The organism is Ancylobacter terrae (assembly GCF_045108345.1).
GTDB lineage: Bacteria > Pseudomonadota > Alphaproteobacteria > Rhizobiales > Xanthobacteraceae > Ancylobacter.
The window spans coordinates 22,122-36,667 of sequence record NZ_JBJGXH010000004.1; the positions used below are offsets into that span (position 1 = coordinate 22,122).

Annotated in this window: 13 protein-coding genes; 6 read left to right on the plus strand and 7 right to left on the minus strand. The window is 69.8% G+C overall.

Going from position 1 to position 14,546, the window contains the following annotated elements:
• Nucleotides 1-39: 39 nt before the first annotated feature.
• The 3 genes from ACEUEL_RS18600 to ACEUEL_RS18610 form a co-directional block, all read right to left on the minus strand.
• A complete protein-coding gene (locus ACEUEL_RS18600; protein ID WP_405708510.1) occupies nt 40-1,704 on the minus strand; it encodes a COG3904 family protein in 1,665 nt (554 codons plus the stop codon).
• 182 nt (nt 1,705-1,886) lie between these two features.
• Nucleotides 1,887-2,939: an Ldh family oxidoreductase gene (locus ACEUEL_RS18605; protein ID WP_405708513.1), complete on the minus strand. Its 1,053-nt coding sequence runs from the start codon at nt 2,937-2,939 to the stop codon at nt 1,887-1,889.
• Nucleotides 2,940-3,512: 573 nt separating this feature from the next.
• A complete protein-coding gene (locus ACEUEL_RS18610) occupies nt 3,513-4,310 on the minus strand; it encodes a VHL beta domain-containing protein (RefSeq protein WP_405708516.1) in 798 nt (265 codons plus the stop codon).
• Between the two features lie 197 nt (nt 4,311-4,507).
• On the opposite strand from ACEUEL_RS18610, the gene ACEUEL_RS18615 reads away from it, so the two are divergent.
• From ACEUEL_RS18615 to ACEUEL_RS18635, 5 genes are all read left to right on the plus strand, one after another.
• Entirely contained in the window at nt 4,508-4,729 is a 222-nt protein-coding gene (locus tag ACEUEL_RS18615; protein ID WP_405708519.1) for a hypothetical protein, read from the plus strand.
• 467 nt (nt 4,730-5,196) lie between these two features.
• The gene (gene rpsA, locus ACEUEL_RS18620) at nt 5,197-6,909 is read left to right on the plus strand and encodes a 30S ribosomal protein S1 (protein ID WP_405708522.1); all 1,713 of its coding nucleotides are present in this window, start codon (nt 5,197-5,199) and stop codon (nt 6,907-6,909) included.
• Nucleotides 6,910-7,060: 151 nt separating this feature from the next.
• Entirely contained in the window at nt 7,061-7,330 is a 270-nt protein-coding gene (locus tag ACEUEL_RS18625) for a type II toxin-antitoxin system Phd/YefM family antitoxin (RefSeq protein WP_405708525.1), read from the plus strand.
• A 3-nt stretch (nt 7,331-7,333) separates the two neighbouring features.
• The gene (locus ACEUEL_RS18630) at nt 7,334-7,771 is read left to right on the plus strand and encodes a type II toxin-antitoxin system VapC family toxin (RefSeq protein ID WP_405708528.1); all 438 of its coding nucleotides are present in this window, start codon (nt 7,334-7,336) and stop codon (nt 7,769-7,771) included.
• A gap of 160 nt (nt 7,772-7,931) precedes the next feature.
• Complete coding sequence (locus tag ACEUEL_RS18635; protein ID WP_405708531.1) at nt 7,932-8,687, plus strand: DUF2161 domain-containing phosphodiesterase; 756 nt, start codon at nt 7,932-7,934, stop codon at nt 8,685-8,687.
• 7 nt (nt 8,688-8,694) lie between these two features.
• On the opposite strand, the gene ACEUEL_RS18640 is transcribed toward ACEUEL_RS18635, so the two are convergent.
• The gene (locus ACEUEL_RS18640) at nt 8,695-9,228 is read right to left on the minus strand and encodes a sugar O-acetyltransferase (protein ID WP_405709517.1); all 534 of its coding nucleotides are present in this window, start codon (nt 9,226-9,228) and stop codon (nt 8,695-8,697) included.
• A gap of 122 nt (nt 9,229-9,350) precedes the next feature.
• Entirely contained in the window at nt 9,351-10,427 is a 1,077-nt protein-coding gene (gene hemH / locus ACEUEL_RS18645; protein WP_405708533.1) for a ferrochelatase, read from the minus strand.
• Between the two features lie 150 nt (nt 10,428-10,577).
• On the opposite strand from hemH, the gene ACEUEL_RS18650 reads away from it, so the two are divergent.
• On the plus strand, nt 10,578-11,378 hold the full coding sequence (locus tag ACEUEL_RS18650; protein WP_405708536.1) for a pyrroline-5-carboxylate reductase family protein: 801 nt from the start codon (nt 10,578-10,580) through the stop codon (nt 11,376-11,378).
• A gap of 159 nt (nt 11,379-11,537) precedes the next feature.
• Here the strand turns inward: ACEUEL_RS18650 and ACEUEL_RS18655 are convergent, their stop codons facing one another.
• Nucleotides 11,538-12,965, minus strand: coding sequence for a homospermidine synthase (locus ACEUEL_RS18655; protein ID WP_405708538.1), 1,428 nt, complete (start codon nt 12,963-12,965; stop codon nt 11,538-11,540).
• Between the two features lie 154 nt (nt 12,966-13,119).
• On the minus strand, nt 13,120-14,337 hold the full coding sequence (locus ACEUEL_RS18660; RefSeq protein WP_405708541.1) for a polyhydroxyalkanoate depolymerase: 1,218 nt from the start codon (nt 14,335-14,337) through the stop codon (nt 13,120-13,122).
• Nucleotides 14,338-14,546 lie beyond the last annotated feature (209 nt).

Genomic DNA, 14,546 nt, shown 5'->3' on the forward strand with positions numbered 1-14,546 from the left:
GCGACGAGGGTGGGAGGGGCGCCGGCGGGATGTGCCGGCTCAACCGGGCTTCAGCAGCGACCGCAGGATGACCGCGGCGTCGCCCGCCGGCGCCTTCAGCGCGGCCTCGACGAAGCCGATGACGGCGGTGCAGTAATTCGGGGCCTGCTCCTCGGTCAGGCGGTCCGCGACCAGCGTCGCGACCTGTTCATCCGACACGATGCCCTTGAGCCCCTCCCTGACCTGCCGGCTCAACTCCGAAATACGTCCCGGCTCCTCGGCGCGGCGTTCGGTCGACGTCTGCACGATGCGGGAGCCCACCTCCTGGTATTTGGCCAGCGTATCGCTGTCGAATGAGTACTGGAGCTCGAAGTCCCCGCCTCCCTGCAGCCCGAAAATCGCGCAGTCCACGGGGTCGCGCTCCTTGAGGCGGGTCAGTTCCTCCGCCAGCAGCGCCCCCCAGGCGACGACCGCCTCATCGTCGGCGCCGGGCAGGTGATCGACGACTGCCGCATAGGACGCATAGCGCAGGATATTGGCATTCTCGTCCTCGGTCTTTCCCTCCAGATACCCCGTGTAATACTCGTCGATGATCAGATCGAACGCCGTCGGGTCCTTCGCCTTCAATGCGCGCAGGATGGGAACGCCGTCCCCGACCGCATCGGCGAAGCCGGCCTTCGATGTCTCCCCGAATCCGGAGATGGCAAATCGGGTGCCATCGGCGACCCCGGTGATCACATGGGCGGCCAGCAGTTCCGACGCCGTGGGCTGCCACATGTCTTCGTTCGGAATGGCCAGCGCCTTCGTAACAAAGGCGGCATCGAAACCGGAGCTGACCATGACATCGTGCTGCCGGCGGTCGGCCTCACGGAGGTCCTGCGATGACACGCCGGGAAACGCCGATCCGTGAAACGCCAGCACGCCGTCGTCGCTCATCCAGCGCTCCACGCCCCCGGCGAAGGCTACCGTGCAGGCCGACGCGCAGACATTGCTGACATAGGTCTTCAACTTGGCGTTCCGGATGATCCGGTTCACCTTCACGGCCTCGCCGAGCCGGCCGCCGATGCTGTCCAGATGAACGACCTCCAGTTGCGGCGATTCCGCGAGCAGCCTCTCGAAGTCGGCGGCGATCCCGTATTTGAAGCCACCGATGATCTCGGCTTCCGTGCCCTCGCGCATCAGCCGCATCGTGTAAGCCGGAAGATCGGGATCGCCGCGGAACGCCATATCGTAGGTTTCCTTGAGCATCGGCGCGCCGCTGCGGACGAAGAGCGCGACGGACTGAAGCAACCCGACAACAACCATGAATTTGGCGACGACCGCCCATCGTGCTGTTCGCGACTGGGCCTTGCGCTGTTGTGTGAGGCGATCTGCCGAGCGCCAGATGCCGACGCACTGCCAGATCGTCAGGGCGGAAATGAATATCCAGCCGAGGAGAATACCAACGAATATGAGAACGGGCTGCCCCTCCTCAGCCACGTTCAGCGCTGACATGAGGGCATCCACACCGAGAGGCGACGCCGCCGAGACGAGAAAGCCGAACACCCAGTACGAAATGCCGAGCGTGTACAAACCATTCCAGTGGTTTGACAGGATATTCCACGGACGCTTCGGGGCAGCGCCGGAATTTTCTTCTATATTCTTGGGCCCTTTTACTATCAGCCACACAAGGGCCACGGCGCCGAACGCGGCATGGACAACATAGCGAACGGTCTCGGCGTCCATCTGGCTCCCCTATGGATGCCGTCAACATGCCATATGACACACCGGACCACCATCCACCCGACCCGTTTCGCTGCGCCCCGTGGTGTCGCCCGCGCGGCGTCGCCACCGGCCCGTGTGCTCACGGCTCTATCGGGCCGATGAGCGCCGCCTAACCAGGGATTGCGGCTGCCGCTCCGAACGCTTCACATCCCCCACCCCGCCCGCGCCGCCGCGCTGACGCCCGCCCTCTCCGCCGCGCCGAGCAATATCCCCCGCAGCGCGGGGTCGATGGGGATGCCGTGCGCGTCGTGCCGTTCGCGGAAACCGCGGGCGCGGTCGCCGGGGACGGGGATGGCGCCGGCGCCCGGGCGCGGGGTGCCGGTGCGCAGGCGCTCCAGGAAGGCCTCGAGCCGCGCGCCGTAGCGCTCGCCGTCGGTGAGGCGGGCGATATCGGCGTAGATGGAGAACATGTTGTTGACCGGCACCGCCTCGGTGCCCTGCGCCTCGCCGCCCGCGATGACGCCGGCGAAGATCTCCACCAGCACGGCGAGGCCGTAGCCCTTGAAGCCGCCGAAGGCGGTGAGCGCGGCGAGGCCGTCGATGACGTCGGCGGGGGCCTGCGTCGGCGTGCCGTCGCGGCGCACGGCGCTGCCGGCGGGCAGCAGGCCGCCGGTCTCGGCGAGGCGTTTCACCGTGTTCATCGAGAGCTCGGAACTGGCGAAGTCGAGGATCACGTGGCGCCCGTCCGGCGCGGGGATGCCGAAGGCGGCGGGGTTGGTGCCGAGCAGCGGCTCGATGCCGCCGAAGGGCACCACGGCGAGCGCGTTGGAGGAATTGGCGAAATGCAGCGAGGCGATGCCGGCCTCGGCCGCCATCTCCGGCCAGGCGCCGTTGCGGCCGAGATGGCCGGAATTCTCCACCATCACCGCCGCGATGCCGTGCCGCTTCGCCGCCGCGATGCCCGCCTCGGCGCTGAAGGCACCGACCACCTGACCGAAGGTGCGCCGGCCGTCGATGCGCAGGATCGGGCCGTCCGCGCGCAGGATCACCGGCTCGGCGGCGCCGTCCACCGCGCCCGCGCGCAGCCGGTCGACATAGACGTTCACCAGCCGGGCGCCGTGCGAGCCATGGCCGAGCACCTCGGCGCGGGCGAGATTGTCGGCGACGGTGCGGGCATGGCCGGCCGAGGCGCCGGCGGCGGCGAGGATGTCGGCGAGCAGATCGGCGAGCGCGCGCTCGGGCAGATGGAGGCTCATGGGCTGACCCGGCATGCGAGGTGGAGGGGGCGGCACGGAACGACGCGGCATCGGCCCGCGCGGCCACGCCGGACGCGCGGCAGCGGAGCGGGCCCCTTTGTCGCCCACGCCCGGACCCACCACAAGCGCCGCGGCACGCCCCGCGGCCGGAAAATCCGGCCGAGGCCGGCGCTTCCCGGCGCCGCGCGGCGCCGGCGGCCATCCGATACGACGGCGCGGGCGCGGCCGTGCCGTTCCCGGCCCTGCGCTGAGAGCGCGTCCGGAAAAAGTGTCGCCGTCCTGCGGCGGCCCTGATCGGCAACTCCCTCCCTCGCCAGAAGGAACCGGCCCGCCCCCGGGTCTCGTCTCCGGCGCGACCGCGGACAGGCGTCGCGGGCCGGCGAGGAGCGCACCCTCCGGAGATGGCGACACCCCCTCCCCGCCGGGAGCGGGTGTTCGCCCGCTCGGCCGGCGATCGCCCGTCAGGCGATCAGCACGACGGCGCGAGTGCCCGCCGGCCGCGGCGCCGCCTGCCGGGCCCGGCCCGGAGCCACCGCCGGCCCGGTCGGCCGGCGGGCGCCTTTCGGAGGCGCGTCAGTCCCAGATCTGGAACTGGTTGACGCCTTCGCTCTCGTTCTTCGGGTCGGGCATCATCACGCCGCCATGGCAGTTGCCCTTGGCATCCACCGCCAGCCAGGGGTGGGTCATGAAGGTCTTCTGCTCGACATGCGTGTTGGGCGCCAGCGTGTGGTACTTCTTCCAGGAGCCGTCATAGTCGACCCAGTAGATGGTCAGCGGCACCTTGCTGGCGTTGAAGAACGAGATTTCGAGCGGCCGGTTGCTGTTCTGCGAGCGCACCGCGCCGGGGGCGGGGCAGCCCTTGCCGCCGGCCGGCTTGGGCGGGGCGGCCGCGACTTGCTGGCCGCGGTTCTTGGCGCATTCGCGGGCCTTGTCGATGGCGCCGGCCGCGCCGCGCAGGTCGAACGTCTGCTCGCCGCGGTCGAGATCGATGGAGAAGGAGGGGTTGCCGCGGAAGGCGTTGACCTGATCGCCATTGATCGGCATCGAGGCCCAGCCATCGCCCTCGGAATTGAAGTTGCCAACCTCGGCGGCGGCGCCGAAGCCGTAATACCCCTCGACCTTGCCGCGCTTGCCGTAATAGGGCACGCCGATCTGCCAGGAGCGCCCGTCCGTGGCGATGCGGAACTGCACCTTTCCGTTGTCGACATCGGCGGCGCAATAGCCGAACTGGCCGCCGGCCTTCACCAGCGTGATCGACCAGCGCCCCAGTGTGGCGTAGCTGGTTTCCTCCTGCGCCGCCGCCGGCAGGGTGAGGCCGAGGCCGGTGACGAGCGCGAGCAGGCCCGCGCGCAGATACGAGGGGAGCGGCACGTGACGATTCCTTCCATTATGTTTGGAATTTAGCGCCATATTCACTATTTCGGGCCCGTCGCCTGTCAAGGCGGTATCGATGTCCGTCCCCTGACGCGAAGCGATCTCAATCGGCACGGACCGGCGGCGCCGCGGTTGCCCGACGTGCAGGGGCGCGTAGGCTGGGCGCCCGCGATCCCCCAAGGAGACCCGCCGCCATGGCGATCACACCCCTGCCCTCCCCACCGGCGGACCCCGAGCCGGCGCCCAGCCACCCCGAGGAGATGAAGGCGGTCTATGACGTGCGGGTCGGCTCGCTGATCCGGTTGCAGGGCTCGGCGCGCATCACCCCGGCGGGGGTGGTGACCACCGGCATCGCCGTCTCCGCCATCCTGCTCTCGGTCGCCGCGCTGGTGCGGGCGGTGCGGCTCCGGCGCTGAGCGAGCGATCCGGCCCGGCGCGGCGGCGCGGCTCCGCCGTTCAAACCCGCGTGCCCATGGTGCGGCGCGCCTTGCCCTGCGCGCCCCGTTGGGGTATGGCAACCGCCGATCGGATCACCATTTATTGGTCGGCGGTTTTCGGGAGAGCCGGAGGGGCGGGATGCGCGCCTCCGCTGCGGGAGGCACAGCTCTCCGACCCTGCCGGCCCCTGGTGACCTGCAATCCGCTTTCCGTCGCTCGCCCCTGCGCGGCCGACCCCGTCCGGGGCCGGGCTGCGCCGTTTCCGCCGCGGCGGGACAGGGACGGACGGCTCACCGCTACCGACTCTCGCGCCACGGCCATCGCGCCGGGCTTTTCGGGCCTCACCGCCCGACAGGCTGCGCCGGGACCGCCAGACCCGGCGTCCGTGACCCGAGAGCCGTTTCGCAACCGACAACCGGCGCAATCGACTGGCTCAGGGAGAACCAATGTCCGTCACTCAAACCGCCCGCGCCAACCCGAGCCGCGATGATTTCGCGGCCATGCTCGAAGAGAGCTTCGGCCAGAACGAGCTCGCCGAAGGGTCCGTCGTCAAGGGCATCGTCGTCGCCATCGAGAAGGACCTCGCCATCATCGACATCGGTCTGAAGACCGAGGGCCGGGTGGCTCTGAAGGAATTCGCCGGCCCCGGCCGCGACCAGACCATCAAGATCGGCGACGAGGTCGAGGTCTATCTCGACCGCATCGAGAATGCGCTCGGCGAAGCCGTGCTGTCGCGCGACAAGGCGCGCCGCGAAGAGAGCTGGGTCCGCCTCGAAAAGGCGTTCAACGACCAGCAGAAGGTCACCGGCGTGATCTTCAACCAGGTCAAGGGCGGCTTCACCGTCGATCTCGACGGCGCCGTGGCCTTCCTGCCGCGTTCGCAGGTCGACATCCGCCCGATCCGCGACGTCGGCCCGCTGATGCACAACCCGCAGCCCTTCCAGATCCTCAAGATGGACCGGCGCCGCGGCAACATCGTCGTCTCCCGCCGCACCGTGCTGGAAGAGACCCGCGCCGAGCAGCGCCACGAGCTGGTGCAGAATCTCGAAGAGGGTCAGGTCATCGACGGCGTGGTCAAGAACATCACCGATTACGGTGCGTTCGTGGACCTCGGCGGCATTGACGGCCTGCTGCACGTCACCGACATCGCCTGGCGCCGCGTGAACCACCCGACCGAAGTGCTGAACATCGGCCAGACGGTCAAGGTGAAGATCATCAAGATCAACCACGAGACCCACCGCATCTCGCTCGGCATGAAGCAGCTGCTCGGCGATCCGTGGGAGGGCATCGAGGCCAAGTACCCGGTGCACGCCCGCTTCAAGGGCCGCGTGACCAACATCACCGACTACGGCGCGTTCGTCGAGCTGGAGCCGGGGATCGAGGGCCTGATCCACGTCTCCGAGATGAGCTGGACCAAGAAGAACGTCCACCCCGGCAAGATCGTCGCCACCTCCCAGGAAGTGGAAGTCGCGATCCTCGAGGTGGATCCGGTCAAGCGCCGCATCTCGCTCGGCCTCAAGCAGACCCTGCAGAACCCGTGGGATGCCTTCGCCGAGAAGTATCCGGCCGGCTCCATCGTCGAAGGCGAAGTCAAGAACAAGACCGAGTTCGGCCTGTTCCTCGGCCTCGACGGCGACGTGGACGGCATGGTCCACCTCTCCGACCTCGACTGGAACCGCCCGGGCGAGCAGGTCATCGACGAGTTCAAGAAGGGCGACATCATCAAGGCCCAGGTGCTCGACGTCGACGTGGACAAGGAGCGCATCTCGCTCGGCGTCAAGCAGCTCGCCGGCGACCCCTTCGTCGATGCCGGCGAAGTGCGCAAGGGCTCGATCGTCACCTGTGAGGTGATCGACGTGAAGGATGGCGGCGTCGAGGTGAAGCTCACCGGCACCGACCTCACCACCTTCGTGAAGCGTTCCGAGCTCGCCCGCGACCGCGGCGACCAGCGCCCCGAGCGCTTCGCGGTCGGCGAGAAGTTCGACGCCCGCGTCATCCTGTTCGACCGCAAGGCCCGCAAGGTCCAGGTGTCGATCAAGGCGCTGGAGATCGCCGAGGAGAAGGAGGCCGTGGCCCAGTTCGGTTCGCAGGATTCGGGCGCTTCGCTCGGCGACATCCTCGGCGCCGCGCTGCGCAAGGCCAACGAGAAGGCGGACTGATCCCCGCCCCGGCGCGCTGTTACGGCGCGCCGGCTCGTCTAGCGATACGGAACCGGCCGGCGTGGCGACACGCCGGCCGTTTTCGTTGGGGGGCGCAGTTGCGATATGTGCAGATTTTCACATATTATGTGCAGACTATGAGGACGATCCCATGCGCAGCTATCCGCTGAACGAAGCACGAGCCCATTTCTCCCGCGTGATCGACCGCGCGCTCGCCGGCGAGCCGCAGCGGGTGACCCGGCACGGCCGCGAGGCGGTGGTGATCGTCTCGGAAGCCGAGTGGGAGGCCCGGGGCGGCAGCGCGGGTACGCTCGGCAGCCTGCTCGCCCGGCACGCGCGGCAGGCGCCGCCGGGCGCGGCGGGCGAGGCGATCGGGGGCGCCTTCCCGCAGCGCCGCCCGCTCGGCGCCGATATCGACTGAGCGATGTACCTGCTCGACACCAACATCGTCTCGCTGCTCGACGCCAGCCGGCACGCGGCGGCGCCCGGCCTCGTCGACTGGATCGAGCGCAACGGCGCCTTCCTGTTCCTCAGCGCGATGACCGTGGCCGAGATGGAAGCCGGCATCCTCAAGCTGCGCCGGGAGGGCAAGGCGGCGCGGGCGGCCGAGATCGAGGCGCTGCTCGAGGCGATCCTCGCCGATTTCGCCGATCGGGTGCTGCCGATGGACGCGGCGGCGGCGCGGCGGATCGCCCATCTGGCGGAGGCCGCCCGGCCGCAGGTGATTGAACTCGCCGATCTCGTCATCGCCGCGACGGCCGCCACGCATGGGCTCACCGTGCTGACCCGCAACACCCGCCACTTCGCCCCGACGGGGGTCGCCGCGCTCGATCCGACCGCCGCCTTGCCGCCCGACCCCTGATACGCCGACCGCGCCGGAGCGTGCTGCCGGAGGAGGCGGATCATCCCTCGTGTTCCGCGACGACGGAGCCGCCACCGCTCCTCCCCCAATGGACTTTCAACCCTTCCCCGCCATGCTGCGGCGGCATCGGGGCGATTCGCGCGGGGGGACGGAGGCGATCATGGAAAGCGACCTCTACCCGCCGGTGAAGCGGCATCTGGAGAGCCTCGGCCTCGAGGTGAAGGGCGAGGTGCGCGGCTGCGATCTCGTGGCGCTGTCCGCCGGCACGCCGGAACTCGTGGTGATCGGCGAGCTGAAGGCGGCCTTCACGCTCGAACTGGTGCTGCAGGGTGTCGACCGCACCGCCGCCTGCGACGAGGTCTGGCTCGCCGTCGCCGCCTCGAAGCGCGGGCGGGGGCGCGAGGGCGACCCGCGCGTGCGCAAGCTGTGCCGCTTCCTCGGCTTCGGACTGATGGCGGTGACGGAAGCAGGCGCGATCGAGGTGATCGTGGAACCCGCGCCGTGGAAGCCGCGCCGCGACGGCAAGCGCCGCTCGCGCATCGTCGAGGAATTCCGCCGCCGGCGGGGCGATCCGATCGCCGGCGGCTCGACCCGGCTGCCGCAGCTCACCGCCTATCGCCAGCAGGCGCTGGCCATCGCCGCCGCCCTCGCCGCGGCGCCGGCACGCCCGCGCGATCTGCGCGCCGCCGCACCCGACGCGACGAAGATCCTGCAGTCGAACGTCTATGGCTGGTTCACGCGGATCGAGCGCGGCGTGTACGGGCTGACCGAGGCCGGGCACGCCGCCCTCCCCGCCTGGGCGGGGGCGCTGGAGCGGACCGCGCCGGCCGTTCCGTCGCCGGTCGGCGGGGTCGACGATGAGCCGGCGATCTACGGTGCGACCGCCACCGTGGCGACGGCCGAACCCGTGGCCTGAGCGCCCTTCAGCGCACACGTGCCGGATTGCCCACCACGGTCGCGCCGGCGGGCACGTCGCGGGTGACGACGGCGCCGGCGCCGATCACCGCGTCGTCCCCCACGGTCAGCCCCGGCAGGACGAGCGCGTTGGCGCCGATCCACACATTGTCCCCGATCGTCACCGGGCGGGCGAATTCGAGCCCGCTGCGGCGCTCCCCGGCATCGCGCGGATGGTCGGCGGTGAGGATGCACACGCCCGGCGCGATCAGCGTCCTCGCGCCGATGGTCACCGCCGTGCCGTCGAGGATGATGCAGCCGTAATTGATGAACACGCCGTCGCCGAGGCGGATGTTGAAGCCGTAGTCGCAGTGGAAGGGCGGGCGCACCACCACGCCCTCGCCCACCGCCTTGAGCCGCTCGCGCAGCAGCGCCCGGCGCGCGTCGTGCGAGACGGCGAGCGCCGCGTTGTAGCGGGTCAGCCATTCATAGGTCGCCATCTCGGCGGCGAGGATCTCGGGATCGGCGGCGCTGTAGAGTTCGCCGGCCAGCATCTTCTGCATCTCGGTGCGGATCACGCATCGTCTCCCCGGTGATGACGCACGGGGAGATAGCCGAGCCGGATTCGCGCCGGTAGCCGGGCGCGCTTCACATTGTGCAACGCTCTGCTACCGGCCGCGCCGCCTCATCCGATCTCCGCCCAGCCGCGCAGTTCGCGGGCGACGACCGCCTCCAGCACCTTCATGCCGTCCGGCGTGTCGTTGAGGCATTTGATGAAGTGGAACTTCTCGCCGCCATTGTGGTGGAAGATCTCGGCGTTCTCGCCGCCGATCTCCTCCAGCGTCTCGAGGCAGTCGGCGACGAAGCCGGGGGTGATGACGGCGAGACGCTTCACGCCGGATTTCGCCAGCGCCTCCACCGTCTTGTCGGTGTAGGGCTGCAGCCATTCCGCCTTGCCGAAGCGCGACTGGAAGGTGAGCTTCAGCCGCTCCTCCGGCCAGCCGAGCTTCTCGCGCACGAGGCGGACGGTCTTGTAGCAGTAGCAGTGATAGGGATCGCCCTTCTCGAAATATTCCTTGGGAATGCCGTGGAAGGAGGCGAGCACCAGCTCCGGCTCCCAGTCGAGGCTCGCCAGCTCGCGGGTGATCGAATTGGCCAGCGCCTCGATATAGGCCGGCTCGTCCGGCCAGTGCGGGGCGACCCGCAGCACCGGCTGCCAGCGCATCTTCTTCAGCGCGTCGAAAGCGGCGTCGCATACGGTCGCCGAGGTGGCGGCGGCGTATTGCGGATAGAGCGGCACCAGCAGGACGCGCTCGCAGCCCTGGGCGTGGAGCGCCTCGATGCGCGAGGCGACGGAGGGGTTGCCGTAGCGCATCGCCCAGTCGATCACCAGGCGGCCATCCTTCGGCGCCAGCGCGCTGGCGAGCTTCTCGGACTGCGCGCGGGTGATGGTGCGCAGCGGGCCCTCGTTCAGCTCCCTGTTCCAGATCGTGTCGTAATCCTTGCCCTTGGCCTGCGGGCGCCGCGACAGGATCACGACGTTGAGCAGGAACCACCACAGCGCGCGGTTCACCTCGATCACGCGGCGGTCGGAGAGGAATTCCTTCAGGTAGCGGCGCATCGACCAGTAGTCGGTCGCGTCCGGCGTGCCGAGATTGACGATCAGCACGCCGATCCTGCCGAACGCGACCGGGGGATGGCCGGCGGGCAGGGATGCGCCTCGGGAAAGGCCGGACTTCGGCGCGGAATCGGCCGTCTTCATCGCGGATACCTCGTCTGTCATGGCCGCGCTTATAGGGCGGGAACGCCTTCTTTCCAACGCCGGGCGGCGGCCGCCGCCGCACCTTCGCGTGACGCGCCGGGCCGCCGGTGGCAGGCTGCGCGCGGCGCGGCGGCAAGCGGAGGCACGGGCATGGCGGACGGGCCGGGGATGTTCGGGCTGATCGGCTGCGGCCAGCTCGGCGGGGCGATCGGCCGGCGGCTGATCGAGAGCGGCACGATCGCCGCCAGCGACATGCGCATCTGCAACCGCTCCGGCCCCGTGGCGGCCTTCGCCGCATATCCCGGCATCGGCTGGGTGCGCGACCCGCAGGCGATCGCGGAAGGCTGCGACACGATCCTGCTCGCTTTGCCGCCGGCGAGCGCACGGGGGCTGCGCTTTTCCGCGCCGGGACGGCTGGTGCTCTCGGTCATGGCCGGGATTACGGTCGCGGAGCTCCGGCAGATCAGCGGTTCGGCGCGGGTGGCGCGGGGCATGTCGAACCCCGCCGCCGAAACCGGCATGGCCTATTCGCCCTGGTACGCGCCCGGGCTGGACGCGGCCGGCAAGGGGCTGGCGCGCACGGTCTTCAGCGCTTGCGGCGTCACCGACGAGGTGCCGGCGGAGAGCCAGATCGACGTCTTCACCGCCATCACCGGGCCGGTGCCGGGCTTCGTCGCCTATTTCGCGGCGGCGATGCAGGATTATGCGGAGGGCCAGGGCATCGCGCCGGAGACGGCGCGCCGCGCCGTCGCCCAGCTTTTCCGCGCGGCCGGGCCGATGCTGGCGGCCCCGGAGCGCCCGCCCGCCGCCTTCGTCAGGGAGATGGCGGATTATGCCGGCACCACCGCGGCGGGTCTCGCCGCCCTGGAGGCCAGGGGGGTCCGCGCCGCCATCGCCGAGGGGTTGGAGGCCGCGCGGCTGCGGTGCCTCACCATCGGCAAGGCGGAATAAGCGGATCGTGCACACCCGTTCGCCGCGTCATCCCGGACGGGCCGCAGGCCCGATCCGGGATCGCCCTGCCGAGAGGCAAACGACACGCGATCCCGGCGCGCCGCTCACGCGGCGTCCGGGATGACGTCAGTGCCGGCGCCAGGCTCGGGCGCGACGACCTCAGCGCACCAGCACGTTGCGGAACTGCCAGGGGTCGCTCTCGTCGATGTCCTCCGGGAACAGGCCCGGGCGGCCGGCGAGCGGGGTCCAGTCGGTGTAGTAGCCCTTCACCGGGCCGAGATAGGGCTTCTGCACCTGGAGGCAGCGCTGGAAGTCCAGCTCGTCCGCCTCGACGATGCCCGCTTCCGGGTTTTCCAGCGCCCACACCATGCCGGCCAGCACGGCGGAGGAGACCTGGAGGCCGGTGGCGTTCTGGTAGGGGGCGAGCTTGCGGGTCTCCTCGATGGAGAGCTGCGAACCGTACCAGTAGGCGTTCTTCGCGTGGCCGTAGACCAGCACGCCGAGCTCGTCGATGCCGTCGACGATCTCGTGCTCGTCGAGGATTTTCCAGTCGTCCTGGAACTTGCCCTCGGCGCCGAACATCTCGTGCAGCGACAGCACGGCGTCGTTGGCCGGGTGATATGCATAGTGGCAGGTGGGGCGGTAGACGACCTCGTCGCCCTCGCGGACGGTGAAGAAGTCGGCGATCGAGATCGACTCGTTGTGCGTCACCAGGAAGCCATATTGCGGGCCCGGCGTCGGGCACCAGGAGCGCACGCGGGTATTGGCGCCGGCCTGCAGCAGGTAGATCGCCGCGCCGCAGCCGCTCTCATGGGTGCGCCCGTTCGCCGGCATCCAGCGCTCATGCGTGCCCCAGCCGAGTTCGGCCGGCTGCAGGCCCTCGGAGACGAAGCCCTCGACCGACCAGGTGTTGACGAACACGTTCATGGGCTTGGGGTCGCGGGCGCGCTGGGTGTCGCGCTCGGCGATGTGGACGCCCTTGACGCCGAGCGTCTGCATCAGCTTGCCCCAGCCCGCGCGGCTGGTCGGCGCTTCGACGGGATGGCCGGTGTCGCGGGCGATGTCGAGCAGCGCCTGCTTGACGAACCACGAGACCATGCCGGGATTGGCGCCGCAGCAGGAGACCGCGGTCGGCCCGCCCGGCTTGCGGGCGCGCGCCGCCAGCACGCTCTCGCGCAGCGCGTAGTTGGAGCGCGAGGCGGTGGTGGCGTTCTTGTCGAAATAGAAGCCCAGCCACGGCTCGGCGACGGTGTCGATGTAGAGCGCGCCCAGCTCGCGGGCGAGCTCCATGATCGCCACCGAGGAGGTGTCGACGGAGAGGTTCACCACGAAGCCGCGCCCGCCGGCGGTCAGCAGCGGCGTGAGGATGTCGCGGTAGTTCTCCTTGGTGACGTGCTTCTGCACGAAGGTCACGCCGCGCTCGTCGAGCAGCGCCCGGTCGTCATCCACGGGATCGATGACCGTGAGGCGCTCCTTGTCGAAATCGAAGTGCCGCTCCAGCAGCGGCAGCGTGCCGCGACCGATCGAGCCGAAGCCGATCATCACGATGGGACCATCGATTTTTCCATAGACAGGCCAAACGGACATTCTTTCGCTACTCCTCCGGGAGACGTGGATTCAGGCGTTGAAATCAAGGCGCCGCACGGGCTGGCGGGCCGCCGGCACCATGCGGACCGGAAGGTGCGCCGTCAACCGTGACGGGGGCGTGACGTTCGATTCGGCCCGCCGGCGCGCGGCCGCGTCACTCGCTGGCGAGGATGTGGTTGCGCACCAGGGGGTAGACCTGCGTCTGCCAGCGCCGGCCGGAGAACACGCCGTAATGGCCGACGCCGGCCTGCATGTGGTGGCGGCGCTGGTGCGGGCGCAGGCCGGTGCAGATGTCCTGCGCCGCCACGGTCTGGCCGACCGCGCAGATGTCGTCGCGCTCGCCCTCGACGGTGAGCAGCGCGGTGCGGCGCACGGCGCGGAAGTCGATCGGCTCGCCGCGGAAGGTGAGCGCGCCGCGCGGCAGGTCGTGGTTCTGGAACACCTTGGCGATGGTCTCGAGGTAGAACTCGGCGGCGAGGTCGAGCACGGCGAAATACTCGTCGTAGAAGGTCTTGGTCTTCACCGCCTTACCGTGCTCGCCCATGGCGAGGTTCTCGAACAGCTCGACATGGGCCTTCACGTGCCGGTCCATGTTCATCGCCATGAAGGCGCCGACCTGCACGAAGCCGGGATAGACCCGCCGCCCGGCGCCGCGGAAGCCCGGCGGCACCACCTGGATCAGGTTCTGCTCGAACCAGTCGATCGGCTTCGAGGTGGCGAGCTCGTTGACCTTGGTCGGGCTGACGCGGCAGTCCACGGGACCCGCCATCAACGTCATGGAATGGGGCTGGGCGGGATTGCCCTGCTGGGCCATCACCGCGGCCGCGGCGAGCACCTGCACGCAGGGCTGGCACACCGCCAGCACATGCCCGCCGGGGCCGATCGCCTCGAGGAAGCGGATGACGTTCTCGACATAGTCGTCGAAGCCGAACGGGCCGGCGTCGAGGGGAATGTCGCGGGCATTATGCCAGTCGGTGACGAAGACGTCGTTGTCCGGCAGCAGCGTCTTCACCGTGTCGTGCAGCAGCGTCGCGAAATGGCCGGACAGCGGGGCGACCACCAGCACGCGCGGCTGCGGCTGCCCGATATCCTTGCGGAAATGCAGCAGCGAGCCGAAGGGCGTCGCGAAGGCCACCTCCTCGACCACCGGCACGAGCCGGTTGCCGACCTCGATCTGGTCGATGCCGAAGGCGGGGCGCCGGTGGCTGAGGCTGGCGCGCTCGATCATCTCGCAAGCGGCGGTGAGGTTGCGCAGCAGCGCCCCCGGGGCGACGCCACCGAGCGTCGTGTCGAGCATGCGGCGCGACAGGCGGGCCATCAGCCGCACCGGTTCCATCAGGTCGGCCTGCGCCTGGTACGCGGCGTAGATCATGCGGCAAGGCCCGGCAGGCGGAAGCGGAGACAGCACAACGTCACGCCGAGGAACCTCTTGGGCAAAGCCGCGCGGAAGGGGCCGGAACGGGTCGCAGACCTCGACGCTAGACGATTTACCGCAGCGCGGCGATCCGCCCCGGCGGCAAAAGGGCCGTGCAACGCGTGCGACCTTCGTCGCAGAAACGCGGCTCGCCCGCGCGTCGCATC